Below are 26,024 nucleotides of genomic sequence, written 5' to 3'. Positions count from 1 at the left end.
CGTGTTGCCTGCCGGGCGGCGCTGGTGTGTGAGATTTACGGCACTGAGACAAGGCGGCTGTGCCGGCACCGGCGGAACTGGGCCGATCGGCGCTGACAGCGGGGGGCGGCGGGCGGCGAAACCCCGCCAAAACGGCCGAGACCGGCAACTGTTGGGCGCGGGATCGCCTGGGGCGGATCGCAGGCCGCCTCGGGCAGTGCGCCCGCTTCGGCGCGTCATGGCAAGGAATCATGCCCCGACGCCGAATGAACAGCGCCGGGGCATGACCCCGCGAGTGGTGGATGACCTGCCCGGCAGCCCGCCGGGCAGGCCGCGACGTCAGGCGTCCTGCGGTTGCAGAATGCCGACGGTCACCTGGCGGGTGACGCTGTTGCCCTTGTGCAGAACCACCATCTCGGCGTGCTGTTCCGGGGCGGTTTCGGCGACGGCGCGGGTCAGGTCGCGCAGCTCGTCGATCCGGGTGCCGTTGAACGACAGGATGATATCGCCTTTGCGCAGCTTTGCGCGGTCCGCGGGGCTGTCCGGGGTGACCGCTTCGACCATCGCGCCCCTTGGGGCGTCATAGCCCAGCACCTGGGCGATCTCGGGCGGCATCGGTTTGATCCGCACGCCCAGCCAGCCGCGGGTGACACTGCCGTCATCCTGCAGATCGGCGACGATCGACTGCACCAGGTCCGACGGCACCGCGAACCCGATCCCGACCGAACCGCCATCCGGCGAAAAGATCGCCGTATTGACGCCGATCACCTCGCCGGCGTTGTTGAACAGCGGCCCGCCAGAATTGCCCCGGTTGATCGCCGCGTCGGTCTGGATGAAATCGTCATAGGGGCCGGACTGGATGTTGCGTGACGTGGCCGACACGATGCCCGAGGTGACCGTGCCCCCCAGGCCAAACGGATTGCCCACGGCCACGACCTCGTCGCCCGGGCGGATCCCGGCCGAAATGCCGAAGCGCACCGCCGGCAAGTCGCTGCCGGCCTCGACCTTGAGCAGGGCGATATCGGTCATCGGGTCGCTGCCGATCACCGTGGCCTGCAGGCGCTGTCCGTCATGCAGCGTGACGGTCACGCGGTCGGCGCCGGCCACGACATGGTGGTTGGTCACGATCTCGCCCTCGGACGAAATGACAAAGCCAGAGCCGACCGACTGGCGCGGGGCGCCGGAGCCGGGCGATGGCAGGTCGGGGATGAGCCCGCCGAACCGGCGGTGCAGCTCTTCGGGCAGGCCCGGGGGCAGGGTGGTCGGCGCGGCCCCGGTCTGCGGCCGGTTCTGGACCTCGATATAGACGACGCTGGGCGAAACGGTTTCGACCAGATCGCCATATCCGCCCGCCGGCACCGCCCGCGCCGCGCCGGGCGTCAGGGCCACCAGGCTGGTCGAAACCAGCGCGGCGGTCAACGCCAGACCGGCCAGGCGATGCGAGGGGCGGGAAAGAGGGCGCAGGTGAAAGCTCATGGCGATGCTCCGTTCTTGGTGTTTGCGGTTTCGTGACGCCTATCTGGGAAGCGGGGCTTACAGGCGCCTCATCGGCGCTATACAAATTTGTCATCTGCCGGCGCGCGCGTGGAAACCGCCCCGCCGGAGTCCTAGAATGCGGGAGCGCGCGGCATGGCACGGGCCGCCTGCGCAAGCAGGGATCGAGGAAGACCATGAAGATACTGGTGGCCGAAGATGACGAGACGACCGGGGCCTTCATCGCCCGCGGCCTGCGCGAAGAGGGCAATAGCGTCGATTGGGTCAAGGACGGGCGCACAGCGCTGATACAGGCCACCGGGGGCGACCAGGACGTGCTGATCGTCGACCGGATGCTGCCGGAAATCGACGGGCTGACGCTGGTCAAGACTCTGCGGGGGGCGGGAACCCGGACTCCGGTGCTGTTCCTGACTTCACTGGGCAGCGTCGAGGACCGTATCAGCGGGCTGAATGCGGGCGGCGACGACTATCTGGTCAAACCCTTTGCCTATGGTGAATTGTCGGCCCGGGTCGCGGCGCTGGCCCGGCGGCCGCCGACGCTGGAACAAGAGACCGTGCTGCGTGCCGGTGGGCTGGAAATGGACCTGATGGCGCGCAAGGTAACCCGCGACGGGGTCGCCATCGATCTGTTGCCCCGAGAATTCGCCATTCTGGAGCATCTGCTGCGCCGCAAGGGCCGGGTTCAGACCCGCACGATGCTGCTGGAATCGGTTTGGGACATCCGGTTCGATCCGATGACCAACGTGGTGGAAACCCATATCAGCCGGTTGCGGGCCAAGGTGGACAAGCCCTTTGATACCGAGCTGATCAAGACGGTGCGCGGCGCCGGCTATCGGATTGACGCGTGAGGGGCCGGCTGTCTCCGCTGTTGCGCTCGATGCCGCTGAGACTGGCGCTGGCGCTGGTGGTGCTGTTCTCGGCCGTCAGCCTGATCAGCCTGACGGCCAGCTATGTCTTTACCCAACGGTCGGTCGAGCAGGCGATTCGCCAGGATCTGACACAAGACATGTCCGGCTTTCGGGCGGCCCCCAATGCGGCGGCGCTGGCCGCCCTGGTCGAGGCAGAGGCCCGGGGCACCGACCCGGAACGCATGGTTCTCAGCTATTTCGGCCCGGACCGGCGTCAATATGGCAATGCGGTGATCGCGCGCGATGACGAGGGCTATCATTTCCTCTCGCTGTCCGAGCAGAGCCCGACATTGCAGGGGCAGTATCTGGCCCTGACAACGGCGCTGTATGGCGGTCAGCTGACCGTCGCCCGCAACCTCTCGGACATCCAGGCATTGCGCCGCGGTTTCCTGAACATCCTGATGCTCAGTCTGGGGCCGACCATCCTGATCGCACTGACCGGCGGGCTGTTCCTGGCGCGCCGCAGCGCGCGTAACGTCGCCGCCATCGGCGGCACGCTGGACCGGCTGACGTCAGGCGATCTGCAGGCGCGGGTCGGGCCGGTCCCCGATTGGTCCGGCGATCTGGCAGAGATCGCTGCAAAGATCGACCAGATGGCGCAGGCCCAGCAAAGCTCGGTCGCGGCGATCCGTCAGGTGTCCTCGGATATCGCCCATGACCTGAAAACCCCGATCCAGCGCGTCGCGGTTCACCTGCAGGATCTGGCGCAGCAGACCGAGCCGGACAGTCCGGCAGGCGATCTGGTGGACCGGGCCCGCCGCGAACTGGACGGCATCGTGTCGGTCTTTGGCGCGCTGCTGCAGATCGCTCAGATCGAATCCGGCACGCCCCGGTCGCGCTTTGCCAGCGTCGATCTGGCCGCGGTGGTGATGACCTGCATCGAACTGTATGAGCCGGCAGCCAGCGAGACCGAACACCGCCTGTGCGCGGATATCGGCGAAGGCGGGTTTCAGGTCGCGGGGGATCGCAACCTGTTGCTGCAATTGCTGGCCAACCTGGTCGAAAACGCGCTGCGTCACACCCCGGCGGGCACGACCGTGACGCTGCAACTGGCGCGTCACTCGGACGCCGTGGTGCTGAGCGTCGCCGATGACGGGCCGGGCATTCCGGCGGCCGAGACCGAAAACGTGCTGCAGCGGCTCTATCGGCTGGACCGCAGCCGCATGACCCCCGGCAGCGGGCTGGGGCTGAGCCTGGTTGCGGTGGTGGCGCGGCTGCACGACGCCAAGCTTGTGCTGAGCGACAACCGCCCCGGGCTGCGCGTCGCGTTGACCTTTGCCACACCGGTTCAGAAGGGCGCGGACCGGCGGGAACGGGCCGGCGCAGATCGCAGGGCCGCCTCGGACGCGACGGCCTGATATCGGTTGGGAGTCAGAGGCGCCGGCTGGGGCGGGCTTAGTCGCGAAGCTCGTCGGGCAATACGCCCCACAGGTGCCGTTTTTCCGCCCAGCCGCGATACCCGCCGGCGCTGATGCGGCACCAGTCGTCCAGACATTTTCCCAGCCGCGCCACCACGCCCAGTTCAAAGGCTGCGTTGACCGGCGATTGCGGATCGGGGCGGGCATGGACCGGCAGCATGTCCTTTTCCACAAGCACCGTGCGCACGCCTGACAACAGCGCGTAATGCACCCATCCGCCGGCGCCGTCGCGGTCCTGGACCCGACGCCAGTGACCGAATTCGGCGGTGATCTGCAGCGGCATGTCGCGGCGTTTGAACACCCAGTCGATGCGGTGGGTCAGGGACGGGCCACGGCGGACATTGCCCTCGCTGGCCTTCATCGAGACATAGCGCGGCATCGGCAAATTCGTCACCGGTCCGCGTTTGGGCGCGACCTGCGCGGCGGCCGTCCCGACCAACAGACAGGCGGCCAGGCACGCCGCCAAAAGATGCTGCCAAACTGATCCCGAACCTGTCACTGCCAGTGTGCCTGTTACGTCCGTGCATGCGCGACGGTTTTTCCACCCGGGGGTTCTTGTGCCCCGCCTGTTCCTGCGTCACCATGCAGCCCGCGAGCTGATTTGAAAAGTGGTGGGAGAGCCAGAGTGCCAAGAGAACGTCTGAGTGTTGTTGTTACGCGACGGTTGCCGGATGAGGTTGAAACCCGTCTGAGTGAGTTGTTCAATGTCCGGTTGCGCGACGACGACACGCCGCTGGGTCGCAGCGAACTGGCCGAGCTCATGCGCGGGGCCGATGTGCTGGTGCCGACCGTGACCGACGAGATCGACGCGCGCCTGATCGCGCAGGCCGGCGGGCGCCTGAAACTGATCGCCAATTACGGCGCCGGGGTCGACCATATCGACGTTGCCACCGCGCGACAGCGCGGCATTCTGGTCAGCAACACGCCCGGTGTTCTGACCGATGACACCGCCGACATGACCATGGCGCTGCTGCTGGCGGTGACCCGGCGCATCCCCGAAGGCCTGGCCGTGATGCAAAAGGGCGAATGGCAGGGCTGGGCGCCCACTGCGCTGTTGGGCGGCCGCGTCGGCGGCCGGCGTCTGGGCATTCTGGGCATGGGCAGTATCGGGCAGGCCGTCGCCCGCCGCGCCGTCGCCTTTGGCATGCAGGTGCATTATCACAACCGCAAACGTTTGCGGCCCGAGGTCGAGGAACAATACGGTGCCACCTATTGGGACAGTCTGGACCAGATGGTGTCGCGCATGGATGTGATCTCGGTCAACTGCCCCTCGACTCCCAGCACGTTTCACCTGCTGAACGCGCGGCGGCTGAAGCTGCTGAAACCCACGGCGGTGGTCATCAACACCAGCCGTGGCGAGGTGATCGACGAAAACGCCCTGACCCGGATGCTGCGCGCGGGCGAACTGGCCGGGGCTGGGCTGGATGTCTACGAGCACGGCACCCAGGTGAACCCGCGCCTGCGCGAGTTGCCCAACGTGGTCCTGTTGCCGCATATGGGGTCGGCGACGCTGGAAGGGCGGATCGAGATGGGCGAAAAGGTGATCATCAATATCAAGACCTTCGAAGACGGCCACCGGCCACCGGATCAGGTCGTTCCTGCCATGCTGTAAGGGCGTTGCGCGCTTTTGTCGCCATCGCCCTGCCCGAGGCGGCGACCGACGCGCTGACGCAGGTGCAGACGCGGCTGCCGGTGGGGCGGATCGTGCCGCGGGCCAACCTGCATCTGACGCTGGCTTTTCTGGACGATCAACCGGTGCAGGTGCTCGAGGCGCTGCACGAGGAGTTGGCGGCGTTGCCTCTGACCGCCCTGATCCTGGACCTGTCCGGTCTGGGCTGCTACGGCGGCGACCGACCGCGCCTGGTCTTTGCCCAGGCGGTGCCAACCGCGGCGCTGGACGAATTGCGCCGTCAGGTTCTGGGGGCGGTCCGGCGCGCCGGAATCCTGCTGCCGCGCCGGCGGTTCCATCCGCATGTGACGCTGGCCCGGGTGCGGGCCAGCCCGGCTGCGGCGCAGCGCCTGCAACAGTTCCTGGCGGTCGAGGCCGGTTTCTCGGTCCCGGCCTTTCCGGTATCGGCCATCGCGCTGATGCGTTCCGAGTTGCACCCGGACGGTGCGGTCTATCACGAAATGGCGCGCTATGCGCTGACCTGAGCCTTGCTGGGGCGCCGTCCGCTGTGCCTGGCTGTTCGCGGCCGCCTATGTCCTGCCCGACGAGGCGCCGCTGCTGGCCCAGGACATCCTGCGCAACCCGGACTATGCCGATACCCTGCGCATCCCGGTGGATCAGGGGCAGCCGGGAACTTACAGCGGCCCGGTGGCCGGCGATATCGTGCGGGCGGTGACAGAGGCGCCCGGAAATCCCGGGGGCTGTCCCAGGTCGATCCGGCGATTTATGGCATGCGCGAACGCGCCCATGACATCTGCGGTATGGGGCCACCCTGGTCCGGGGCGCTGACCGTCGGGCAAATCCTGGGCTTGCTGGAACCCGCCTATCTGGCCGAACGCGCCGCGCAGCAGGGTGGTTTGACGGGCCTAGTCATCTGGAGCTGTAATTCGTATCATTTTCTGGACCGAGGTTCAGGAGGTGTTGCGATGGTTGGGCGGGTTGCGGATGCGGTGGTGCCGAGCGACCAAGAGCGCCGATTTCTCGAAGGTCAGGTTCGGCGGCACCAGGCACCACGGTCTCTATCAGACCGCTGTCGGATGATCCTGTTGTGCGCCGAAGGTTTGCCCGGCAAGGAAGTGGCGGCACAGCTTGGCGTGCATGCGCACACGGTCGGCACATGGCGCAGGCGGTTTGTACGGGATCGGATCGAAGGCCTCACCGACGAATACCGCCCCGGTCGCCCACGCACCGTGTCGGATGAGCCAGTCGCCGAGGTCATCGAGCGCACGCTGAACTCCAGCCCCGGGGATGCGACCCATTGGTCGATCCGCTCGATGGCGGCGGCAACGGGCCTGTCGCACACGACGATCCGGCGGATTTGGACTGCGTTCGGATTGCGACCACATCGCAGCGAGACGTTCAAGCTATCCACCGATCCGCTCTTTGGGGACAAGGTTCAGGACATCGTCGGGCTGTACCTGTCACCGCCGAACCGGGCTATCGTATTGTGTGGACGGAAAATCCCAAATCCGGGCCCTCGACCGCGAGCAACCCGTCCTTCCCTTGGCGCCCGGCGCGGCCGAGCGGCGCAGCGCTTCCGTCAAAAGGTTCGGCCAGAGAAAACAGCGAACCCCATGCGGCGAAATCTAGATTCGGGTGACTAGGCTGCGGCTATGACCGATCTCGACATTCATGACAGCCGGTATTCCTGGCTGCGTTTGAGCATCACACTGGCGATCGCGATGGTGGCCAATGTCGGCATGTGGGCCGTCATCGTTGTTTTACCGGCCATCGAAACCGAATTCGGCGTCGGACGGGCCGAGGCCGCCCTGCCCTATACCTTGACGATGATCGGCTTTGCCGCGGGTAACTTTCTGATCGGGCGAGTGGTCGACCGTGTCGGCATCACTGTTGCACTGAATATTGCCTCGACGAGCATCGTGCTGGGTTATGTACTGTCGGCTCTCGCTCCTGGAATGATCGGTCTGTCAATTGCACACCTGCTTCTGGGGCTGGGCACGGCCGTCGGATTCGGGCCGCTGATCGCTGACATATCACACTGGTTCCTGAAACGGCGCGGCATCGCTGTCGCGCTTGTCGCAAGCGGCAACTACCTGTCCGGGTCCATCTGGCCAATGCTGTTGTCGGACATGCTGGCCGATGGCGGCTGGCGTCAAGTCTATCTGGCACTTGCCCTGATCACATTGACCACACTGATTCCCCTGTCCTTTTCTCTGCGCCGCAAGTTGCCGCTGCAGGCGCATGGGTTGGCCGAAGCCGTTTCCGAAAAGCGAACCCGCGGCACCGGCTTCTCACCCCGCGCGCTGCAGTACATACTGGGCCTGGCAGGCATTGCCTGCTGCGTGGCGATGTCCATGCCGCAAGTGCATATCGTCGCCTACTGCGTCGGTCTGGGCTATGGGCCTGCGGTCGGATCGGAAATGCTGTCGCTGATGCTGCTGGGCGGAGTCGTCAGCCGGTTGATTTCGGGTCTGGTCGCCGACCGGTTGGGTGGCGTGGCGACCCTGTTGATCGGATCGGTGCTGCAATGCATCGCATTGTTTCTGTATCTGCCCTATGACGGCATGGTCTCACTCTATGTCGTCAGTGCGATCTTTGGACTATCACAGGGCGGCATCGTCCCCAGCTATGCACTGGTAGTCCGCGAATACATGCCGGCAAAAGAAGCGGGAACGCGAGTCGGGTTCGTTCTGATGATGACCATTGTCGGCATGGCGCTTGGCGGATGGATGTCCGGCTGGATCTATGACCTGACCGGCAGCTATCGCATGGCCTTCCTGAACGGCATCGCCTGGAACGGCGCCAACATCGCGATCATGCTGATGCTGTTGCTGCGGTCCCGTCCGCGCGCACCACGGGTCGCGGCGACCTGAGGTCCAGCGACGCACAAGGACCGGCCGCAGGCCGGATCGATTTATTCCATGCCGCCAAGATGCGTTTCGCCCCGGGTCCGGGCCAGGCGGATCTGGCGTTGCCGTTCGCGAAAGCGTGCCTTGTCGGCCTGTGAGGTTTCCGCGATGCAGTGATGACAGGACACGCCCGCCTCGAATTCCGGCCTGTCCCTGTCCGCCGGCAGGATCGGCCGCCGGCATCCATGGCACAGCTCATGCGGACCTTCGGCCAAACCGTGACCGACGCTGACGCGGTTGTCGAACACGAAACATTCACCGCTCCAGGTGCTGTCTTCAGCCGGAACCTCTTCGAGATATTTCAGAATGCCTCCCTTGAGGTGATAGACATCCTCGACCCCCTGGCTCAGCAGGTAATTGGTGGATTTCTCGCAGCGAATTCCACCAGTGCAGAACATCGCGATGCGCTTGTTGTGAAAACGCTCGCGATTGGCTGCCCACCAAGCCGGGAACTCGCGAAAAGAACGGGTCTTGGGATCGACCGAACCGTCAAACGTGCCGATCGCGACCTCGTAGTCGTTGCGAGTGTCGATCACCGCGACATCCGGACTCTGGATCAGCGCGTTCCATTCCTGCGGTTCGACATAATGCCCCACCCGTGCGGTGGGATCGACATTCGGCTGACCCATGGTCACGATTTCTTTCTTCAGCCGCACCTTCATCTTGCCGAATGGCGCATGTGAACTGGTGGATTCCTTCCAGACCAGATCGCTGCAGCCCGGCAGCGCACGAATATGCGCCAGCACCGCATCGATGCCGGCGCGCGATCCGGCGATCGTGCCGTTAATCCCCTCGGACGCCAGCAGCAGCGTGCCCTTGACGCCCTGCGCCGTGCACAGATCCAACAGGCCCGCCCGTATATCGGCAGGCGCGGCAAAACGGGTGAAATGATAGAGGGCGGCGATTGTATACATGCGCGCCGATCTAGACCGCAAGGTGCGGCCAATCAAGGGCCTGCATTGACGCGCCGCAACGGCATGCCTAGGCATGAAGGGGCCGAAAGCGAGGAGAATTGCCATGAGCCATGCCCTGATCGTGATCGATGTGCAGAACGATTTCTGCCCGGGCGGCGCACTGGCGGTGCCGGATGGCGATGCCGTGGTCCCGGCGATCAACGACATGATGCCCCGGTTCGACACGGTGATTCTGACCCAGGACTGGCACCCGGCGGGGCATGGCTCGTTTGCCACATCGCATGCGGGCAAGGCGCCCTATGACATGATCGACATGCCCTATGGCGCCCAGATCCTGTGGCCCGATCATTGTGTACAGGGCAGCACGGGTGCCGCTTTTCACCCCGATCTGCGGACCGATGGCGACCTGATATTGCGCAAGGGGTTTCGTCCGGAAATCGACAGCTATTCGGCCTTTTTCGAAAATGACCGGACCACGCCGACAGGGCTGGAGGGCTATCTGCACAGCCGCGGAATCCGGCAACTGACCCTGGCCGGGCTGGCAACAGATTTCTGCGTGCACTATTCGGCGGTCGACGCGGCACGCCTGGGGTTTACGGTCTCGGTGGCGCTGGATGCCTGCCGGGCCATTGATCTGGACGGATCCCTGGCAGCGGCAATGACGGCAATGCGCGACGCTGGCGTGCAACTCTGACCCCGGGCACGTGGGTTCTGGACTTATGCACGGCCCCTTGATCTAACAGGGAAAAGCCAAGGAGTCGCCTGTGGACATCGCAACTCGCGTCTATAACCACAAGTGGAAGATCGATCCGATCGTGCGATCCCTGATCGACACGGATTTTTACAAACTGCTGATGTGCCAATCGGTATTCCGCAACAGGCCCGATACCCAGGTCACGTTTTCACTGATCAACCGGTCCCGTCATGTTCCGCTGGCCCGGCTGATCGACGAGGGCGAGCTGCGCGAACAACTGGATCATATCCGCTCGCTGTCGCTCAGCCGCGGCGAAAGCACCTGGCTGCGCGGCAACACCTTTTACGGCAAGCGGCAGATGTTCCGCCCGGATTTCATGGAATGGTTCGAAAACCTGCACCTGCCCGCCTATCATCTGGAACGTCGGGGCGACCAGTACGAACTGACCTTTGAAGGCACCTGGCCCGAGGTCATGCTGTGGGAAATTCCGGCCTTGGCCGTGTTGATGGAACTGCGCGGTCGCTCGGTGCTGAACGACATGGGGCGGTTCGAATTGCAGGTGCTCTATGCACGCGCGATGACCCGCGTCTGGGAAAAGGTCGAGCGCCTGCGACCGCTGGAGAAAATGGGAATCGCCGATTTCGGAACCCGGCGGCGGCATTCTTTCCTGTGGCAGGACTGGTGCGTTCAGGCCCTGAGCGAGGGGCTGGGCCCGAAATTCACCGGCACCTCGAACTGCCTGATCGCCATGCGCCGGGAGGTCGAGGCGATTGGCACCAATGCCCATGAATTGCCCATGGTCTATGCCGCGCTGGCCAAGGATGACGCGGCCCTGGCGCGCGCACCCTACGAGGTGCTGTCGGACTGGCACGAAGAGCATGAAGGAAATCTGAGAATCATCCTGCCCGACACTTATGGCACCAGCGGTTTCCTGGAAAATGCCCCGGACTGGCTGGCCGGATGGACCGGCATTCGCATCGACAGCGGCGATCCGGCCAAGGGTGCGGAAACCGCGATCGACTGGTGGCGCGCCCGTGGAGAGGACCCCACCACCAAGCGGGTGATCTTTTCCGACGGTCTGGACGTGGACAAGATCATCGAGTTGCACGGACAATTCGCCGGCCGAACCAATGTGTCCTTTGGCTGGGGCACCCTGCTGACCAATGATTTCCGCGGCCTGGTGCCGGATGACGGGCTGGCACCGTTTTCGCTGGTCTGCAAGGCGGTTGCCGCCAATGGCAGGCCGACGGTGAAACTGTCGGACAACCCGGAAAAGGCAATGGGACCGTCAGATCAGATCGCCCGGTACAAACGCGTGTTCGGAGTCGGTGAACAAGAGCGACTGAAAGTCGTGGTCTGACCGGCGCGGCACTGTCCCGAGGGACGGTGCCACGCAAACCCACCCTAAAATCAGCGCGGTATCAGCCGGGGGCTTTTTGCACCTCGGGTTCGACCACCTTTTTGGACACCTCGGGCGAGACTGTGTCGGCATCCGTCTCGGTCACGGTTGCGTCGATCAGATCGGCTGCTGCCTCGTCCGGCAGATCAGCGGGCGCGTCCTCGGTTTTGCCGGCGATCAGTGGCAGCATGTGAACCCCGGTGGCGCTGCCGATTTCAGAGGCTTGCGGAGTCCGCCATTCCAGCGTATCAAAGCTTTCGCATTCCTCGCAGACCGGTGCCCAAGCCGCGTGAATGTGGTGACAGGATTGGCAAACCCATTGCGGGCCGCGCGGCGCGTTCAGCGCCTTTGTCAGCCAGCCCTGCACGACCGCGTCGGGCGCACCCTCGCCGCGTTCGACTGCCGCCATCAGGGTCAGAGCCCGGGCGTCTCCACCGGATTCGACCAGTTCGCTCAGGGCTCGGCGGGCTTCGGGGAAATCCTCGGCGACGATGTTCAGTTCGGCCAGAACCAGCCTGGTTTCCTGATGCCGGGGCTGGATGCTGGTCAGGGCCGCGAACCGCTTGATCCGCTGTTGTGGGGTCTCATCCGGTTCAATTTCGGCAAAGGCCGCCGCCAGGTCCGGGTGCGGTTGTGCCATCCAGGCCTTTTTCAGCACCCGAACAGCTTTGCCCGGTTTGCCCTTTGCGATATAGGATCGCGCCGCCATAGCTGCCGCCGGCACCAGATCAGGAGACAGCTTGTTGGCCTGGATTGCCTGTTCGCGGGTTTCGATGCTGGCACCCTCATCGATCACATCCTGAGCTTCGGACAAAGCCAGAACCGCCTCGCGCCGGGTATAGACGTTGCGCGGCAGAGCGCCGGATTTCAATTTTGCGTTCAGTGTGTTGCGCGCCCCGGCCCAGTCGTGCGCCTGCGCCTGCAATTTCAGCAGGACATCCTGAGTCTCTTCGTGCCGCGGTTTCAGCGCAAAGGCCTTTTCCGCCAGCTTGCGCGCCGTTTCGGTGTCGCCCTCGGCCAGCTTCTGTTTCAGGATTCCGCGCACGCCGACGAACCGCGTCGTGTCATTCTGGATCAGCTGTTTGTAAGTCTCCGCAGCCTTGCGCGTGTCACCGGTCAGTTCCGCCGCCTGCGCCGTCAGCAGATTCGTCAACTCGGGCTTCTGCAGGTATTTTTCCGCCTTGGCGGCCTTGGACATGGCCAGCTTGCCCTCGCCCGAAGCCAGCGCCAGCATGCCGTCGGACAGGGCCTGGAACCCCTTGCGTTCACGATTTCGGTCGAAATAACGCGACAAGGCGGTTTCATCGCCATTCAGGAATCTCAACGTCGCCACAAGCAGGCTGAGCAGTTTCAATCCCAGCCAGACCAGAACCACCAGAACCATTGCTGCGATTGCCGATTGCAGCGGCCCCAGCGTGTATTCTGTGCCCGCGAGCGTGATCTGCACCCCGCCTTTGGATTCCATCAGGTATCCCGCCCCAAGCGCAAGCAACGCGATGATCGTGACAAAAACGAGGATCTTGATAAGTGACCACAACATGGCAGGTCCTTCAGTTGGTGTTCAGGCTTGCGGCCAAGGCATCGGCAGCTTTCACGGTGGCGAGACGGGTTTTGGCCTGCTCCACCCAGTTGGCCATTTCCATCTGGGCCGGTTCGGGCAGCGTGGCGATCTCGTCCAGCGCATCGGACAAGCGGCCCTGGATCACCGCGGCTTCGGCCCGGGACAGCACCGCATCTGGGTCATCGCCGTCGCGCGGCTCGACCGAACGGGCACCCAGATGCCGTTCCAGGAACGACTGAACGTCGCGGGTTGCATCCTTTTGTTCGCGCGCGGCGGCCAATGCCGTGCGGGCCGTCGGCGGAAAGGCGGCGCTAAGCGCCGTCAGGGTCGCCACCCCGTCCTGGGCGGGTGCTGCCAGATCGGCCGGAATTTCGACACCGCCGTCGGTCAGGGTATCCAGCCAAGACTGATAAGGCTCACCAGCATCCAGCGCCGCGCGCAGTTGCGCCAGTATCGCCCGGTTTGCCGCCTGTTTCGCCGCAGCATCGGCGTTTTCCCGCAGCTCGACCGCTTCGGCCTTGATCTGGCGCGCGTTCGCGATCAGATCCTCGACTTCGGCCCGTTGAGTTGCCATGGCCGCCTGCAAGGCAGCCAGTTCGCGTTCATAGGCCGCGATCGCCGCGTCCGACACGCCCTCGTCGATCGGGCGTTTTTCGACATCGGTCAACCGCGCGTCCATGTTGGCCAGCAGATCGGCGACCTCGGCCAGACGAGCCTCTTGGGCCGCCAGAGATTCAGACAGCGGAGCCGTATTGGCCGTCAGTTGCGCCAGCGCCGCATCGACCGGGGCCAGATCGGGAATTTCGATTGCCGCCACCGAACTGTTCAACTCCGTCAGGCTGCTTGCCTGCGCGGAAAGGTCGGATTTCAGGTCCGCAATGTCCTGGGAAAAATCTGCCGACTTCAGGAAATCCGGCAAAATCGGGTTCAGCGCATCGGACCGGGCCGCAAAGAACCCGAGGCTGGCGGCGATCAGGCCACCCAGCAGGGCAGCCCCAAAACCGCCGCGTTTTTCCACGACCTGTTGCACCTGCCCGGCCTCGCCGGATTTTGCCGTGGTCGGTATAGGATCGACCCCGGTGTCCGCCCGGGTTTGGTCCCCATCATTGGCATTTGCCCAGGGTGCGGCGACAGGATCGGCTTCGGCTTCGGCTTCGGCTTCGGCTTCGGCTTCGGAAAGTGGATCAATCGCGGCCTCGGTCAGGACAAGGGGTTCTGTACCGCTACTGTCCGTTGCCTCCGGGTTCAGGTCGGCGGTTTTTGGCGACAGGTCATCGGCCTCCGAGGTTCCGGTCGGGTTCGGTGTTTCGTCCCCGCGGTCGGCGTTATTGTCCTTTCCGGACTTTTTGCTGTCAGCCACCTTGCACTACCCCTTTGATTCTCAATTTAATCAACATCCGGATCCGCGGGATGTTACTGTGCGCCTCGGCTACTCTCAACCCGGCACAGATGGTTCACCATGTTTTCGACCTGCGCGGCCATGGCCGCCGCGTCCGGTCGCACGGCGACGTTCAAGGCCGAACAGGGCATGTTAGACAAGGGCTTGGCGGCCGCCGGGCTGATAGCGATCAGATAAAGATGTGCAATTTTCGGACATTGCCCGACAAAATGTCGCGCGGTTCGTGGTGAGAATATTGGCGCAATCACCGGCTGCGACCCGCCAACCAGCGCCTTTACCGGCTCGGAAAACGGCAACAATTGCTGGTCATAGACAGGTTGGCGGCGTGTGGAGAGACCCGCATTTGTCAACCTTTGGGCGACGTTGCCCCGCGTGTGTACGCCTGTCAGGTGCAGCAATGGGCCGGGCACCGCCGCCTGCGACAGTGCTGCCACCAGGGCATCGGCGGTGGCTCCCAGCATCCGGGCGGACCAGCCGGCCTGCTGCGCGGCCTTCGTCGTGGCGCCTCCGACACAATAGGCCGGCAGGTCCCGCCGTTCGCTTTGAGCCGCGGCCGCGGCAACCCCGTTGGCCGAGCTAAAGATCACACCAGCCACCCCGGCCAGATCGATATCGCCACCCAACGGCTGAATGCGGATCAGCGGTGCATGGCAAATCGTGATACGCGCGCTCACGTCGTTTGGCAGGACTGACAGGAACCGGTCAGAGGCATTGCGCGGTCGGGTCATCAGCAGGATCGGAGTCGGCATGGTCATCCATCGCACCGGGATTGTTTGCGAAAGCATAGGGTGATACCCCGCGACGGAACAGCATGAAACAGTCGGGCATATGGCGCAGACAGTCACCATATTGGGTTTGGAAAGCAGCTGCGACGATACCGCTGCCGCGGTGGTGCGCCAGACCGGGCAGGATGCGGTCCGGATCCTGTCTTCGATCGTGTACGGCCAGACCGAGCTGCATGGCCCATATGGCGGTGTCGTGCCGGAACTGGCGGCTCGTGCCCATGCGGAAAAGCTGGACCTGTGCGTGAAACAGGCGCTGGAAACGGCATCGCTGAGCCTTGGCGACATCGATGCCGTGGCGGTCACGGCCGGACCCGGCCTGATCGGCGGCGTGCTGTCCGGTGTCATGTGCGCCAAGGGGCTTTGCGCCGCCACCGGTCTGCCCCTGATCGGCATCAATCATCTCGCCGGCCACGCCTTGACCCCGCGCCTGACCGATGGCATCGCCTTTCCCTATCTGATGCTGCTTGTGTCGGGTGGTCATTGCCAGGTCCTGATCGCCAACGGTCCCGATGACTTTATCCGGCTGGGCGGCACCATCGACGATGCCCCTGGCGAAGCGTTTGACAAGACCGCCCGCCTGTTGGGGCTGCCGCAACCGGGCGGCCCGTCGGTCGAAGACACCGCAAGCGGAGGCGATCCGGACCGGTTCGCCTTTCCGCGCCCCTTGCTGGATCGTCCGGATTGCAATCTGTCCTTTTCCGGGCTGAAAACAGCCTTGCTGCGGCTGCGCGACAGGATTGTTGCCGAAAAGGGCGGCCTGACCCGGCAAGACCGCGCGGATCTCTGCGCCGGGTTTCAACAGGCCGTGGCCGACGTGCTGGCGGAAAAGACCGCGCGTGCCCTGCGGATCTATATGCAGGATGCACCGCTTCAGCCCACGGTTGCGGTGGCCGGCGGTGTGGCCGCCAACCGAACCATCCGCACAGCGTTGCAATCGGTCTGCGACGCAGCCGGGGCACGGTTTCTGGCACCGCCTCTGGCGCTATGCACCGACAACGCGGCAATGATCGCCCATGCCGGGATCGAGCGCTTTCGCAGCGGTGACCATGATGACATGCAACTGTCCGCACGGCCGCGCTGGCCGCTGGACCGGACCAGCCCCAGCCTGTTGGGCGGCGGCAAGAAAGGCGCAAAGGCATGAGCGTTGGCGTGATCGGATCCGGCGCCTTTGGCACCGCTCTCGCAATATCATTGGCGGATAACGGCCCGGTCCAGCTGTGGGCGCGGTCCACGGACCAGGTGCGTACAATGGAGGAAAAGCGCGAGAACACCGCACGATTGCCGGGTGTGAAACTGCCGCAAAACCTGACGGCGACATCGGATTTTGACCGTGTTGCACAAAACGGAACGCTGCTGATAGCAGTGCCGATGCAACAGTTGCGCAACGTGCTCGCGGCCCATGCCGAGGCGTTGACGGACCGGGTGCTTGTGGCCTGTTGCAAGGGTATCGAACTGAACAGCGGTGTCGGCCCCATCGAAGTGATATCGACGGTCTTGCCGGGCACCCGAAAGGCCCTGCTGACCGGACCCAGCTTTGCCCATGACATCGCACGCGGCCTGCCCACGGCGTTAACCCTGGCCTGCGAGGACCGCGACCTGGCAAGGTCTCTGCAACACCAGCTGACCACCGCCAACCTGCGGCTGTATCGAACCGCCGATGTGATCGGCGCCGAACTGGGCGGCGCGCTCAAGAACGTGATGGCCATTGCCTGTGGTGCGGTCGCGGGCGCCGGACTGGGCGACAGCGCCCGGGCCGCCCTGATGACCCGGGGCAATGCCGAAATTCAGCGCATGGCTATCGCGTTGGGGGCCAGGCCCGAAACGCTGGCGGGCCTGTGCGGGTTCGGCGACCTGGTGCTGACCTGTACCTCGGAACAGTCGCGCAACTATCGCCTGGGGCTGTCGCTGGGACAGGGCAAGAGCTTTGACCCGACCATCACCGTCGAGGGCGCCGCCACCGCACGGGCCGCTGCGGCCCGATCCCGCGCTCTCGATCTGGAAATGCCGATCACCCAGGCCGTGGTCGGCCTGCTGGACCACGATCTGACGATTCATGACGCGATGGCGCAATTGCTGGCGCGTCCGCTCAAGGAGGAATGACATGTTGTATGCCCTGATCGCCCGCGACAAGCCCGACGCCCTGCAGACCCGGCTGGACAACCGCGCCGCCCATCTGGCCTATATCGAGGAAACCGGGGTTGTGGCGCAGGCCGGGCCGCTGCTGGACGATCAGCAGCAGATGGTCGGTTCGCTGCTGATACTGGATGTCGCCGATATGGCGGCGGCCCGGGCCTGGGCCGATGGCGATCCCTATGCCAAGGCCGGCCTGTTTGCCGGGGTCGAGCTGATCGCCTGGAAAAAGGTCGTCGGCTGATGGCGTTCTGGCTGTTCAAATCCGAGGCCTCGACCTGGAGCTGGGAAGAGCAGGAGGCCCGCGGCGAGGCCGGCGAGGAATGGGACGGCGTGCGCAATTACCAGGCGCGCAATTTCATGCGGGAAATGAAACTGGGGGATCGCGGTTTCTTTTACCTGTCGCAAAAGGATCGCAAAATCGTCGGCATCGTCGAGGTATGCGCCGAGTCCCATCCGGACAGCACCACCGATGACGACCGTTGGGATTGCGTGGACATCAAGGCGGTGCGCCCGTTCGTTCAGCCCGTGACGCTGGACCAGATAAAATCTGACGAACGGCTGCAGGACATGGTGCTTGTCAAAAATTCCCGCCTGTCCGTGCAACCGGTCACCGACCGCGAATGGCGGATCGTTTGCGAAATGGGGCAAACGGAACCGGATTGATCCACCTGACCTGATCCGTCAGACTCGCCAAAAAGACCGAGCCGGAGAGCAAAGATGGAACTGATCAACGTGATTGCCGCCGCGCTGGTGTCCTTTGCCCTAGGGGCGGTCTGGTACATGGCCCTGGCGGAACCCTGGATGCAGGCGTCGGGTGTTGAGCGCGACGAAACCGGGCAGCCCAAGGGGGGTCAGAGCCCCATCCTGTATGCCGCGACATTTGCACTGCAATTGGTTGTGGCCGGCATGATGCGTCACGTCTTTGCGCTGAGCGGTATCGACACGATGATGGCGGGGATGGTTGCGGGCGCCGGGATCGGCTGCTTTTTCATCACCCCGTGGATCGCCATCAACAATCTCTATGGCGGGCGTCCGGTCAGGTTGACGGCAATCGACGGCGGCTATGCCACGCTGGGCTGTGCCGCGATGGGTCTGGTGCTGGTGTTGTTCTGATTTGACGGTGTTTCACGTTTGCTTGGATACACAAAAGGTCTGAAACAAATCGGGAGGGTCCGGACGCATCTGGACCCTCCCTCTCACCCCGCGTGTTACCTACTCACCACACGCGTCTCGAAAACTCAGGTCACGACCGTCCTGGCCGTCTCTGGTTTCTAGCGCATTGCGAACCCATCTGGCAAACTCAAAGCACCGACGATATGTGTCAAATGATATGCGCCTGACCGGTCGGTCGGGCATGTCCGGCACACTCCGGACCGGCTCAGCGGTAGACTGACTCCTTGTCGAAATGCTTGGTCAGCATGTAATAGACCACCGCCCGATACTTGTTGCGTTCGGATTTTCCGTAGGTTTCGATAACCTTGTTGATCGCATCCATCAGATCGGGTCCGTCGCTGAGGCCCAGTTTCTTGATCAGAAAGTTCTTTTTGACGGTTTCCAGCTCGGATGGTTGCGATCCGGCGACAGTGGAACCATCAGCGTTGTAGATTGCCGGTCCGCAACCGATAGTCACCTTGGTCAAGAGGTCCATGTCCGGCGTCACGCCGCATTTGTTCCTGAGATCGTCGGCATATTGCGCGATCAGATCATCCCGTTTACCCATTAATAGCTCCCACATCAGAAATTGACGGCTTTTTCCGCCATCTCAAAGGTTACCGGGGCGGTCAAATCTGACAAAGGGGAAAATTCCGGCGCCGGTGTCGTCGGCGGATTCTCTGCAATTGTGAAACCCGCAGCATTTCGCAATTTCGCTCGTGAATATGTTCATGGGCCTCTCGAAAAAGGCAAAATGCCGGCAACGGTGTGCCAGCATGTCTTGGCCTTCCTTCTTTGGCAGAATAGATGCCTGCTATTATTCTGAAATCGTGGCGGCGCTGACGCGGCATCCGTGGTTAGACCCTGCCAAGGGCCACTGGCCGACGACGCGAACGCGAGCGTCAGGTAGGTGCTGTAAAGCCCCATCGGCGCAAGCCCTTGGGGCTTTTGCTTTTTTCACACACCTGGTTAAGGATATGGGCCCAAAAAAAAGCGCCCCTGTCTGACAGGGGCGCTGCATTGGCAAATCGTAAAGCCGGTACGATCAATAGCGGTAGTGTTCCGGTTTGAACGGACCCTCGGGTGACACGCCGATATAGGCGGCCTGTTCAGGGCTCAGCGATGACAGTTTCACGCCGATCCGGTCCAGATGCAGGCGCGCGACTTTTTCATCCAGATGTTTGGGCAGGACATAGACCTCGTTCTGATAGTCGTCGCCCTTGGTCCACAATTCGATCTGCGCCAGCGTCTGGTTGGTAAAGCTGGCGGACATCACAAAGGACGGATGGCCCGTCGCATTGCCCAGGTTCAACAGACGCCCCTCGGACAACAGGATGATGCGGCTGCCCGAGGGCATCTCGATCATGTCCACCTGGTCCTTGATGTTGGTCCATTTGTGGTTCTTCAGCTGTGCCACCTGAATTTCGTTGTCGAAATGGCCGATATTGCCAACGATTGCCATGTCCTTCATCTCGCGCATATGCTCGATGCGGATCACGTCCTTGTTGCCGGTGGTGGTGATAAAGATGTCGGCACTGCTCAGGCAGTCTTCCAGCGTGGTCACTTCGAACCCGTCCATCGCCGCCTGCAGCGCACAGATCGGGTCGACCTCGGTCACCTTGACCCGCGCGCCGGCGCCGCTGAGGCTGGCGGCACTGCCCTTGCCGACATCGCCATAGCCGCAGACCACCGCGACCTTGCCGGCCATCATCGTGTCGGTGGCACGGCGGATACCGTCGACCAGAGATTCCTTGCAGCCGTACTTGTTGTCGAATTTCGACTTGGTCACGCTGTCATTGACGTTGATCGCCGGGAACGGCAGGTGGCCCTTTTCCATCATCTGGTACAGGCGGTGCACCCCGGTGGTGGTTTCCTCGGTCACGCCCTGGATCATGTGGCGCTGCTTGACGAACCAGCCGGGATTGGCGGCGATACGCTTGCGGATCTGGGCAAACAGCGCCTCTTCCTCTTCACTGGTGGGGACGGCGATCAGGTCTTCTTCGCCCTCTTCGACGCGGGCGCCCATCAGGATATACAGCGTCGCGTCGCCGCCATCGTCCAGGATCATGTTGGCGCCGCCCTCTTCGAAATCAAAAATGCGATCGGCATAGTCCCAGTATTCCGCCAGCGTCTCGCCCTTGACGGCAAAGACCGGCGTGCCACCGGCGGCAATGGCTGCTGCGGCGTGATCCTGGGTCGAAAAGATGTTGCAGGACGCCCAGCGCACCTGGGCCCCCAGATGCACCAGGGTTTCGATCAGAACCGCGGTCTGAATCGTCATGTGCAGGCTGCCGGCGATGCGCGCGCCCTGCAGCGGCTTGCTGTCGCCATATTCCTCGCGCAACGCCATCAGGCCGGGCATTTCGGTTTCGGCGATGTTCAGTTCCTTGCGGCCATAGCCGGCAAGGCTGATGTCTTTGACGATGTAATCCTGAGCCATTCGGGCACCCTTTGTGAAACTTTGGCGCCACCTAGCAGGTTCACCTGGCATTCTCAACGCCCCGGAGAACGCCGCGGCACGGCCGGGAAATCTTGCCCGCGACTCCGTCCCCGCGGCAAAAAGCGGTTTCCCGCGGAACGTGTTCGTGGGATGTACGGCGCGCCTGCAAGAGGCCGTCAAGAAAAGGAAGCGCCGCATGGCCCAACAACCCCGCGCCTGGCAGCGCATGCTGTCCGGCCGCCGGCTGGATCTGCTGGATCCGACGCCGCTGGATATCGAGATCGAGGACATCGCCCACGGCCTGGCATTCGTGGCCCGCTGGAACGGACAGACCCACGGTGATTTTGCCTATTCGGTCGCCGAACATTCGCTGCTGGTCGAAGAGCTGTTCGGCCGCATCGCGCCCAAGGCACCGCCGCGCTGGCGTCTGGCGGCGCTGCTGCACGACGCCCCGGAATATGTGATTGGCGACATGATATCGCCGGTCAAGACCGCCGTCGGTCCGGGCTATGGCGATCTTGAGATCCGGCTGGCCTCGGCGATTCATATCCGCTTTGGCCTGCCCGCCAGCCTGCCGGCCATGGTCAAACGCCAGATCAAACGCGCCGACCGGATCAGCGCCTGGATGGAAGCGACCCGCATCGCCGGCTTCTCGGAAACCGAGGCCAACAAATTCTTTGGCAAGCCCGACAAGACCATGATTGCCGATCTGGACATCTGCCTGCGCCCGCCGGTCGAGGTGCGCCGGGCCTATACCCTGCGGCACGAAGCCCTGCTGCAACAGCTGGGATAAGGCGGAGTTAGCGCGGGCTGCGCTTGGCCAGGATCCGCTGCAGCGTGCGCCGATGCATGTTCAGCCGCCGCGCGGTCTCGCTGACATTGCGGTCGCACAGCTCATAGACGCGCTGGATATGTTCCCAGCGCACGCGGTCCGCGCTCATCGGGTTTTCCGGCGGCGGCGGCAACTCGTCCGGCTTGGCCAGCAACGCATGGGTGATGTCGGTGGCGTCTGCGGGTTTGGACAAATAATCGGTGGCGCCGATCTTGACCGCGGCCACGGCGGTGGCGATGGCGCCATATCCGGTCAGCACCACGACCCGGCTGTCGGGCCGCTTTTCGCGCAGCACCTCGACCACATCCAGTCCGTTGCCATCCTCGAGCCGCAGATCGACCACGGCATAGGCCGGCGGCCGGGCGGTGGCGATCGCACGACCGGCCGCGACAGACGACGCGGTCTCGATCTCGAACCCGCGCTTTTCCATGGCTTTGGCCAAACGCCTCAGAAAGGGTTCGTCGTCATCCACCAGCAGCATGGATTTGTCGGGTCCGATCTCTTGCAATGCTGGCTCGGCCATGCAGTCCTCCACGAAAGCGCTGTTATTATTGTGTTGTCGCGCGAGTATTAACAACGCTGAGTGAAAGGTCAAACCTGCCGTTGACGTATGGTGAAGCCGTCAACTGTTTTCCAGAAAACAGCCGATCGTGTCCGCCATCTCTTCGGGCGCGATGTCCCGCCGGAAAAACTCGACGAAACCATGATCCGGCAGGACCAGATAGCTGAATGTCGAGTGGTCCACGAGATAGAATTCGTCCTCGGCGGGATGCGCCTTGAAATAGGTCTTGTAGGCCTTGCTGGCCGCCTTGACCTGTTCCGCCGAACCGGTCAGCCCGATCATCCGCTCGTGCAGGTTGGCGGCGAATTCGCCCACCGCCTGCGGTGTGTCGCGTTTCGGGTCGATCGAGATGAACACCGGTGTCACCATCTGGCCACGTTGCTCAAGAATATCAACGGTTTCGGCGTTGCGCGCCGTGTCCAGCGGGCAGACATCCGGGCAGAAAGTATACCCGAAATAGATCAGCGACGGTCCGGTCAAGACATCCTTGTCCGTCACCGTATCACCCTTGGCGTTGACCAGCTCGAACGGTCCGCCGATCTGATCGCCGCCGCCAGCGATCTTGCTGGTACGACATTGCGCAAACCGATCGTCCGATGACGACCGCGCGGTAACCAGCCAAACACCACCGATCAGGGCGGCGAGAACGACGGCAGCGGCAGCGGCATAAAGGCGGATCATGGTACGGGCACTCCGGGTGATGAGCATGGTTGACGTTCTGGCCGGGACTCCTATCAAGTGGGTCAGCCGTTGCAACCGGGTTGGAATGCGGATGAACGAATTTGACATGGGCCTCTTGCACGGACAGTCGCGCAGCAACTGGATTCGCCTGCGTACGCTGATCCTGTTGCGCTGGTTCGCCATTGCCGGGCAGCTGACCGCGATCACCCTGGCCCAGCGCATGTATCATCTGCAGCTGGAACTGGGCCTGTGTTACATGGCCATCGGCGTTCTGGTCATCACCAATCTCGTGGCGACCTTTGTGTTTCCGGAAAACAAGCGCCTGTCGGAAACCGAAAACTTTCTGATGGTGATGTTCGACCTGCTGCAGCTTGCCTTTCTGCTGTATCTCGCGGGCGGGCTGCACAACCCGTTTTCACTGTTGCTGCTGGGTCCAGTGACGATTTCCGCCAGCGTGATGGGGCTGCGCTCGACCATGTTGATGGGATGCACCACGATCGTGCTGGTGACCCTGATGGCCCAATTTCACCTGCCCTTGCGCACGGAACAGGGTGAGATTCTGAAGCTGGAGGACGTCTTTGTCTTTGGCAACTGGGCTGCGATCATCATTGCCGTCATCTTCATGGGGGCTTATTCTCGGCGGATCAGTTCCGAGATGCGGTCGATGAACGATGCCTTGGCGGCGACGCAGTTGGCCTTGTCCCGTGAACAGAAACTGACTGATCTGGGCGGGGTCGTTGCCGCTGCGGCGCACGAACTGGGCACGCCGTTGGCGACGATCAAACTGGCCAGTTCCGAACTGGTCGAGGAACTGGAAAAGCACCCCGATCTGCGCGAGGATGCCGAGCTGATCAGCCAGCAGGCCGACCGCTGCCGGGATATCCTGCGGAACATGGGCCGCGCTGGCAAGGATGATCTGCATCTGCGTCAGGCACCCCTGAGCACCGTGATCAACGAAGCCGCCGAGCCGCATATGTACCGGGGCAAGACCCTGCATTTCGAAGAGGGCGCCGGTCTGGCCAATGGCGGGCCGCAACCCTCGGTCCTGCGAAAGCCCGAAATCATCCACGGTCTGCGCAACCTGATCCAGAACGCCGTCGATTTCGCCCGCGCCAATGTCTGGATCGAATCCACCTGGACGGATGATGTGATCTCGATTCGAATTCTGGATGATGGCCGGGGGTTTCCGCCCCAGATGATCGGCCGGATCGGCGATCCGTTCGTGCGCCGGCGCCGCACCGAATCCGACCGCAAGGAACGGCCCGAATACGAAGGAATGGGGCTGGGATTGTTCATCGCCAAGACCCTGCTTGAACGTTCCGGTGCAGAACTGAGTTTTGCCAACGGATCCGACCCGTATTATTCGGAGATGCAGATCAAGGACCGGCGTGGCGCAATTGTCGAGGTGGTCTGGCCGCGCCGGAAGATCGACGCGCTTTCGGGTGAAAACGCGGTGCCGATCGGGCTGAATCAACCTATCGAGATCTGATCTGCGACAACCCGTTCCGTTAAGAGTTAAGGCCGCATTAACCAATTGCGGCGCAAGCTGCGGCCGGCTCTACAGGGAAAGGCTGCGTCATGCAGGAATTTGCGGTGACAGACTGGTTCGTGCTGACAGCGATCTGCATGATCACCGCCATGGCGGCGGTGTTTCTGCTGGCGCCCCGCCCGGGACGCCAGTCCGGCGGGTTGGACGCGGGCAAGGATGCGACCTGGATTTTTGACGGATCAGATCTGGTCGATGCCACCAGACTGGCGCGCGATCTGATCGGTCACCCGGAGGGCACCTATGAATGGTCCGATCTGCATGCCGAACTGTCCGCCGGTTACCCAACCTTCCCAAAGGACAACGCCCAGGTGCAGACCGCCGGTCGGATCATCGCACCGGCACCGGACCACCGCGACTCGACCGAGGTGATCTGCGAATGGATCGACGGCATCACCCGGGTTCAGCTGCGCCAGCGCGCGGAATCGGAACGTCCGACTCCCGAGGCGGCCAAAATCCTGTCGGCCTCGTTTCACGAGCTGGAGACCCTGCGTCTGGCGGTGAACAACGCCCATTACCCGGTCTGGCGCGTCAGCGACAAGGGCGAAGTGATCTGGTACAACAAGGCCTATGAAACCCTGTGCGAAACCGTTCTGGGCCACTCTCCCGGCCCGGATACCGCATTGTTCAGCGCCGCCTATGAAATACCGATCCCGACCAAGAAGGCGCGGCGCAGCCTGACGATGCCCGAAAGCGGCAAGAAACTCTGGTTTGATGTGACCATCGTGCAATATGACAGCGGCACCCTGATCTATGGCGTCGATATCAACGCGGTCGTCGATGCCGAACAGGCCCAGCGCAATTTCGTACAGACGCTGGCCAAGACCTTTGCCCAGCTGTCGACCGGTCTTGCGATCTTTGACCGGAACCGCCAGCTGGTTCTGTTTAATCCCGCCCTTATCGATCTGACCGCCCTACCGGCCGATTTTCTCAGCGCACGGCCACCGCTGCTGACCTTTTTTGACCGGCTGCGCGATCAGCAGATGATGCCGGAACCCAAGAACTATGGCAGCTGGCGCGACCAGATGGCCGATCTGGTGGCCGCCGCCGCCGATGGCCGGTATCAGGAAACCTGGTCCCTGCCCTCGGGCTCGGTCTATTCGGTCAGCGGCCGTCCACATCCCGATGGCGCCGTGGCCTTTCTGTTCGAGGATATCACCGCCGAAATCACCCTGACCCGCCGGTTCCGGTCGGATCTGGAACTGGGCCAGGCGATCTTTGACCGGCTGGACGACGCCATCGCGGTGTTTTCGATCGAAGGCAACCTGACCTTTTCCAACGCCGCCTATCACGCGCTGTGGAAGGTCGACCCGGAAAAATGCTTTGCCCAAACGGGCATTCTGGACGCCATCCGCAGTTGGCAGGAACAATGCCAGGCAACCCCGGTCTGGGGCGATGTCCGTGATTTCGTCACATCACAGGACAATCGCGCCGAATGGTGGGCCAAGGTAGCGCTTTCCTCGGGCGAGCCGCTGATCTGCAGCGTTCACCCGATCCAGAGCGGCGCGACGATGATCAATTTCACCCGCCCGACGGTGGAAAACCCGCGCATGGCGCAGAATACGCCGGCACTGACCGCCGACTGACA

Annotated in this window: 26 protein-coding genes; 16 read left to right on the top strand and 10 right to left on the bottom strand. The window is 63.1% G+C overall.

The window, feature by feature from the left end:
• Positions 1-318 precede the first annotated feature (318 nt).
• Positions 319-1,455, bottom strand: a complete 1,137-nt coding sequence (locus tag ACFMPD_RS01575) for a trypsin-like peptidase domain-containing protein (RefSeq protein WP_380990982.1) — start codon at positions 1,453-1,455, stop codon at positions 319-321.
• Positions 1,456-1,649: 194 nt separating this feature from the next.
• Here ACFMPD_RS01575 and ACFMPD_RS01570 point away from each other — a divergent pair, with 194 nt between their 5' ends.
• Both ACFMPD_RS01570 and ACFMPD_RS01565 read left to right on the top strand, forming a co-directional pair.
• Positions 1,650-2,321 carry a winged helix-turn-helix domain-containing protein gene (locus tag ACFMPD_RS01570; protein ID WP_380990979.1) on the top strand — a complete coding sequence of 224 codons (672 nt, stop codon included), beginning with the start codon at positions 1,650-1,652 and terminating at the stop codon, positions 2,319-2,321.
• A 29-nt stretch (positions 2,322-2,350) separates the two neighbouring features.
• Positions 2,351-3,739 carry a sensor histidine kinase gene (locus ACFMPD_RS01565; protein WP_380990976.1) on the top strand — a complete coding sequence of 463 codons (1,389 nt, stop codon included), beginning with the start codon at positions 2,351-2,353 and terminating at the stop codon, positions 3,737-3,739.
• A 37-nt stretch (positions 3,740-3,776) separates the two neighbouring features.
• Here ACFMPD_RS01565 and ACFMPD_RS01560 read toward each other — a convergent pair whose 3' ends face one another.
• Entirely contained in the window at positions 3,777-4,265 is a 489-nt protein-coding gene (locus ACFMPD_RS01560; protein WP_380990974.1) for an SH3 domain-containing protein, read from the bottom strand.
• A 159-nt stretch (positions 4,266-4,424) separates the two neighbouring features.
• Here ACFMPD_RS01560 and ACFMPD_RS01555 point away from each other — a divergent pair, with 159 nt between their 5' ends.
• The 4 genes from ACFMPD_RS01555 to ACFMPD_RS01540 all read left to right on the top strand — a co-directional run bounded on the left by ACFMPD_RS01555 (position 4,425) and on the right by ACFMPD_RS01540 (position 8,302).
• Complete coding sequence (locus tag ACFMPD_RS01555; protein ID WP_380990972.1) at positions 4,425-5,411, top strand: 2-hydroxyacid dehydrogenase; 987 nt, start codon at positions 4,425-4,427, stop codon at positions 5,409-5,411.
• 5 nt (positions 5,412-5,416) lie between these two features.
• Positions 5,417-5,953, top strand: a complete 537-nt coding sequence (gene thpR, locus ACFMPD_RS01550; RefSeq protein WP_380990970.1) for an RNA 2',3'-cyclic phosphodiesterase — start codon at positions 5,417-5,419, stop codon at positions 5,951-5,953.
• A 246-nt stretch (positions 5,954-6,199) separates the two neighbouring features.
• Entirely contained in the window at positions 6,200-7,072 is an 873-nt protein-coding gene (locus tag ACFMPD_RS01545) for an IS630 family transposase (RefSeq protein ID WP_380990967.1), read from the top strand.
• Between the two features lie 9 nt (positions 7,073-7,081).
• On the top strand, positions 7,082-8,302 hold the full coding sequence (locus ACFMPD_RS01540; protein ID WP_380990964.1) for an MFS transporter: 1,221 nt from the start codon (positions 7,082-7,084) through the stop codon (positions 8,300-8,302).
• Positions 8,303-8,343: 41 nt separating this feature from the next.
• Here the strand turns inward: ACFMPD_RS01540 and trhO are convergent, their stop codons facing one another.
• Positions 8,344-9,252, bottom strand: coding sequence for an oxygen-dependent tRNA uridine(34) hydroxylase TrhO (trhO, locus tag ACFMPD_RS01535; RefSeq protein ID WP_380990962.1), 909 nt, complete (start codon positions 9,250-9,252; stop codon positions 8,344-8,346).
• A gap of 103 nt (positions 9,253-9,355) precedes the next feature.
• On the opposite strand from trhO, the gene pncA reads away from it, so the two are divergent.
• Entirely contained in the window at positions 9,356-9,946 is a 591-nt protein-coding gene (pncA, locus tag ACFMPD_RS01530; RefSeq protein WP_380990960.1) for a bifunctional nicotinamidase/pyrazinamidase, read from the top strand.
• A gap of 70 nt (positions 9,947-10,016) precedes the next feature.
• Positions 10,017-11,306, top strand: a complete 1,290-nt coding sequence (gene pncB, locus ACFMPD_RS01525) for a nicotinate phosphoribosyltransferase (protein WP_380990958.1) — start codon at positions 10,017-10,019, stop codon at positions 11,304-11,306.
• Positions 11,307-11,367: 61 nt separating this feature from the next.
• Here the strand turns inward: pncB and ACFMPD_RS01520 are convergent, their stop codons facing one another.
• The 3 genes from ACFMPD_RS01520 to ACFMPD_RS01510 are packed head-to-tail and all read right to left on the bottom strand — an operon-like array spanning position 11,368 to position 15,060.
• The gene (locus ACFMPD_RS01520) at positions 11,368-12,885 is read right to left on the bottom strand and encodes a heme biosynthesis protein HemY (RefSeq protein WP_380990955.1); all 1,518 of its coding nucleotides are present in this window, start codon (positions 12,883-12,885) and stop codon (positions 11,368-11,370) included.
• 10 nt (positions 12,886-12,895) lie between these two features.
• Complete coding sequence (locus ACFMPD_RS01515; protein ID WP_380990952.1) at positions 12,896-14,266, bottom strand: COG4223 family protein; 1,371 nt, start codon at positions 14,264-14,266, stop codon at positions 12,896-12,898.
• A 53-nt stretch (positions 14,267-14,319) separates the two neighbouring features.
• Positions 14,320-15,060, bottom strand: coding sequence for a uroporphyrinogen-III synthase (locus ACFMPD_RS01510; RefSeq protein ID WP_380990949.1), 741 nt, complete (start codon positions 15,058-15,060; stop codon positions 14,320-14,322).
• Positions 15,061-15,133: 73 nt separating this feature from the next.
• Between ACFMPD_RS01510 and tsaD the strand changes: the two genes are divergently transcribed.
• From tsaD to ACFMPD_RS01485, 5 genes are read left to right on the top strand one after another with little or no spacing between them, the layout of a single operon-like run.
• Entirely contained in the window at positions 15,134-16,231 is a 1,098-nt protein-coding gene (gene tsaD / locus ACFMPD_RS01505) for a tRNA (adenosine(37)-N6)-threonylcarbamoyltransferase complex transferase subunit TsaD (RefSeq protein ID WP_380990946.1), read from the top strand.
• Positions 16,228-17,190 carry an NAD(P)H-dependent glycerol-3-phosphate dehydrogenase gene (locus ACFMPD_RS01500; protein ID WP_380990943.1) on the top strand — a complete coding sequence of 321 codons (963 nt, stop codon included), beginning with the start codon at positions 16,228-16,230 and terminating at the stop codon, positions 17,188-17,190. Before tsaD ends, ACFMPD_RS01500 begins: the two co-directional genes overlap by 4 nt.
• 1 nt (position 17,191) lies before the next feature.
• Complete coding sequence (locus ACFMPD_RS01495; protein WP_380990940.1) at positions 17,192-17,464, top strand: YciI family protein; 273 nt, start codon at positions 17,192-17,194, stop codon at positions 17,462-17,464.
• A complete protein-coding gene (locus ACFMPD_RS01490) occupies positions 17,464-17,886 on the top strand; it encodes an EVE domain-containing protein (protein WP_380990937.1) in 423 nt (140 codons plus the stop codon). The genes ACFMPD_RS01495 and ACFMPD_RS01490 overlap by 1 nt, the downstream gene beginning before the upstream one ends.
• Before the next feature lie 54 nt (positions 17,887-17,940).
• Positions 17,941-18,336: a DUF1761 domain-containing protein gene (locus ACFMPD_RS01485; RefSeq protein ID WP_380990934.1), complete on the top strand. Its 396-nt coding sequence runs from the start codon at positions 17,941-17,943 to the stop codon at positions 18,334-18,336.
• Positions 18,337-18,601: 265 nt separating this feature from the next.
• Here the strand turns inward: ACFMPD_RS01485 and ACFMPD_RS01480 are convergent, their stop codons facing one another.
• Together ACFMPD_RS01480 and ahcY are read right to left on the bottom strand one after the other, a co-directional pair.
• Entirely contained in the window at positions 18,602-18,943 is a 342-nt protein-coding gene (locus ACFMPD_RS01480) for a DUF2853 family protein (protein WP_380990932.1), read from the bottom strand.
• A gap of 477 nt (positions 18,944-19,420) precedes the next feature.
• The gene (ahcY, locus tag ACFMPD_RS01475; protein ID WP_380990929.1) at positions 19,421-20,815 is read right to left on the bottom strand and encodes an adenosylhomocysteinase; all 1,395 of its coding nucleotides are present in this window, start codon (positions 20,813-20,815) and stop codon (positions 19,421-19,423) included.
• A gap of 196 nt (positions 20,816-21,011) precedes the next feature.
• Here ahcY and ACFMPD_RS01470 point away from each other — a divergent pair, with 196 nt between their 5' ends.
• The gene (locus tag ACFMPD_RS01470) at positions 21,012-21,608 is read left to right on the top strand and encodes an HD domain-containing protein (RefSeq protein ID WP_380990927.1); all 597 of its coding nucleotides are present in this window, start codon (positions 21,012-21,014) and stop codon (positions 21,606-21,608) included.
• A 7-nt stretch (positions 21,609-21,615) separates the two neighbouring features.
• On the opposite strand, the gene ACFMPD_RS01465 is transcribed toward ACFMPD_RS01470, so the two are convergent.
• Complete coding sequence (locus ACFMPD_RS01465) at positions 21,616-22,170, bottom strand: ActR/PrrA/RegA family redox response regulator transcription factor (RefSeq protein ID WP_380990924.1); 555 nt, start codon at positions 22,168-22,170, stop codon at positions 21,616-21,618.
• Between the two features lie 99 nt (positions 22,171-22,269).
• Positions 22,270-22,890, bottom strand: a complete 621-nt coding sequence (locus tag ACFMPD_RS01460) for an SCO family protein (RefSeq protein WP_380990921.1) — start codon at positions 22,888-22,890, stop codon at positions 22,270-22,272.
• A 91-nt stretch (positions 22,891-22,981) separates the two neighbouring features.
• Between ACFMPD_RS01460 and regB the strand changes: the two genes are divergently transcribed.
• Both regB and ACFMPD_RS01450 read left to right on the top strand, forming a co-directional pair.
• Positions 22,982-24,379: a sensor histidine kinase RegB gene (regB, locus tag ACFMPD_RS01455; RefSeq protein WP_380990919.1), complete on the top strand. Its 1,398-nt coding sequence runs from the start codon at positions 22,982-22,984 to the stop codon at positions 24,377-24,379.
• A gap of 89 nt (positions 24,380-24,468) precedes the next feature.
• Positions 24,469-26,022: a PAS-domain containing protein gene (locus tag ACFMPD_RS01450; protein WP_380990916.1), complete on the top strand. Its 1,554-nt coding sequence runs from the start codon at positions 24,469-24,471 to the stop codon at positions 26,020-26,022.
• The last annotated feature ends 2 nt before the right edge of the window (positions 26,023-26,024 follow it).

This window comes from Sedimentitalea sediminis, from assembly GCF_042687825.1.
Lineage (GTDB): Bacteria > Pseudomonadota > Alphaproteobacteria > Rhodobacterales > Rhodobacteraceae > Sedimentitalea.
Note: the sequence above shows the minus strand (reverse complement) of the source record. Positions and strands in the feature narration are given on the sequence as shown.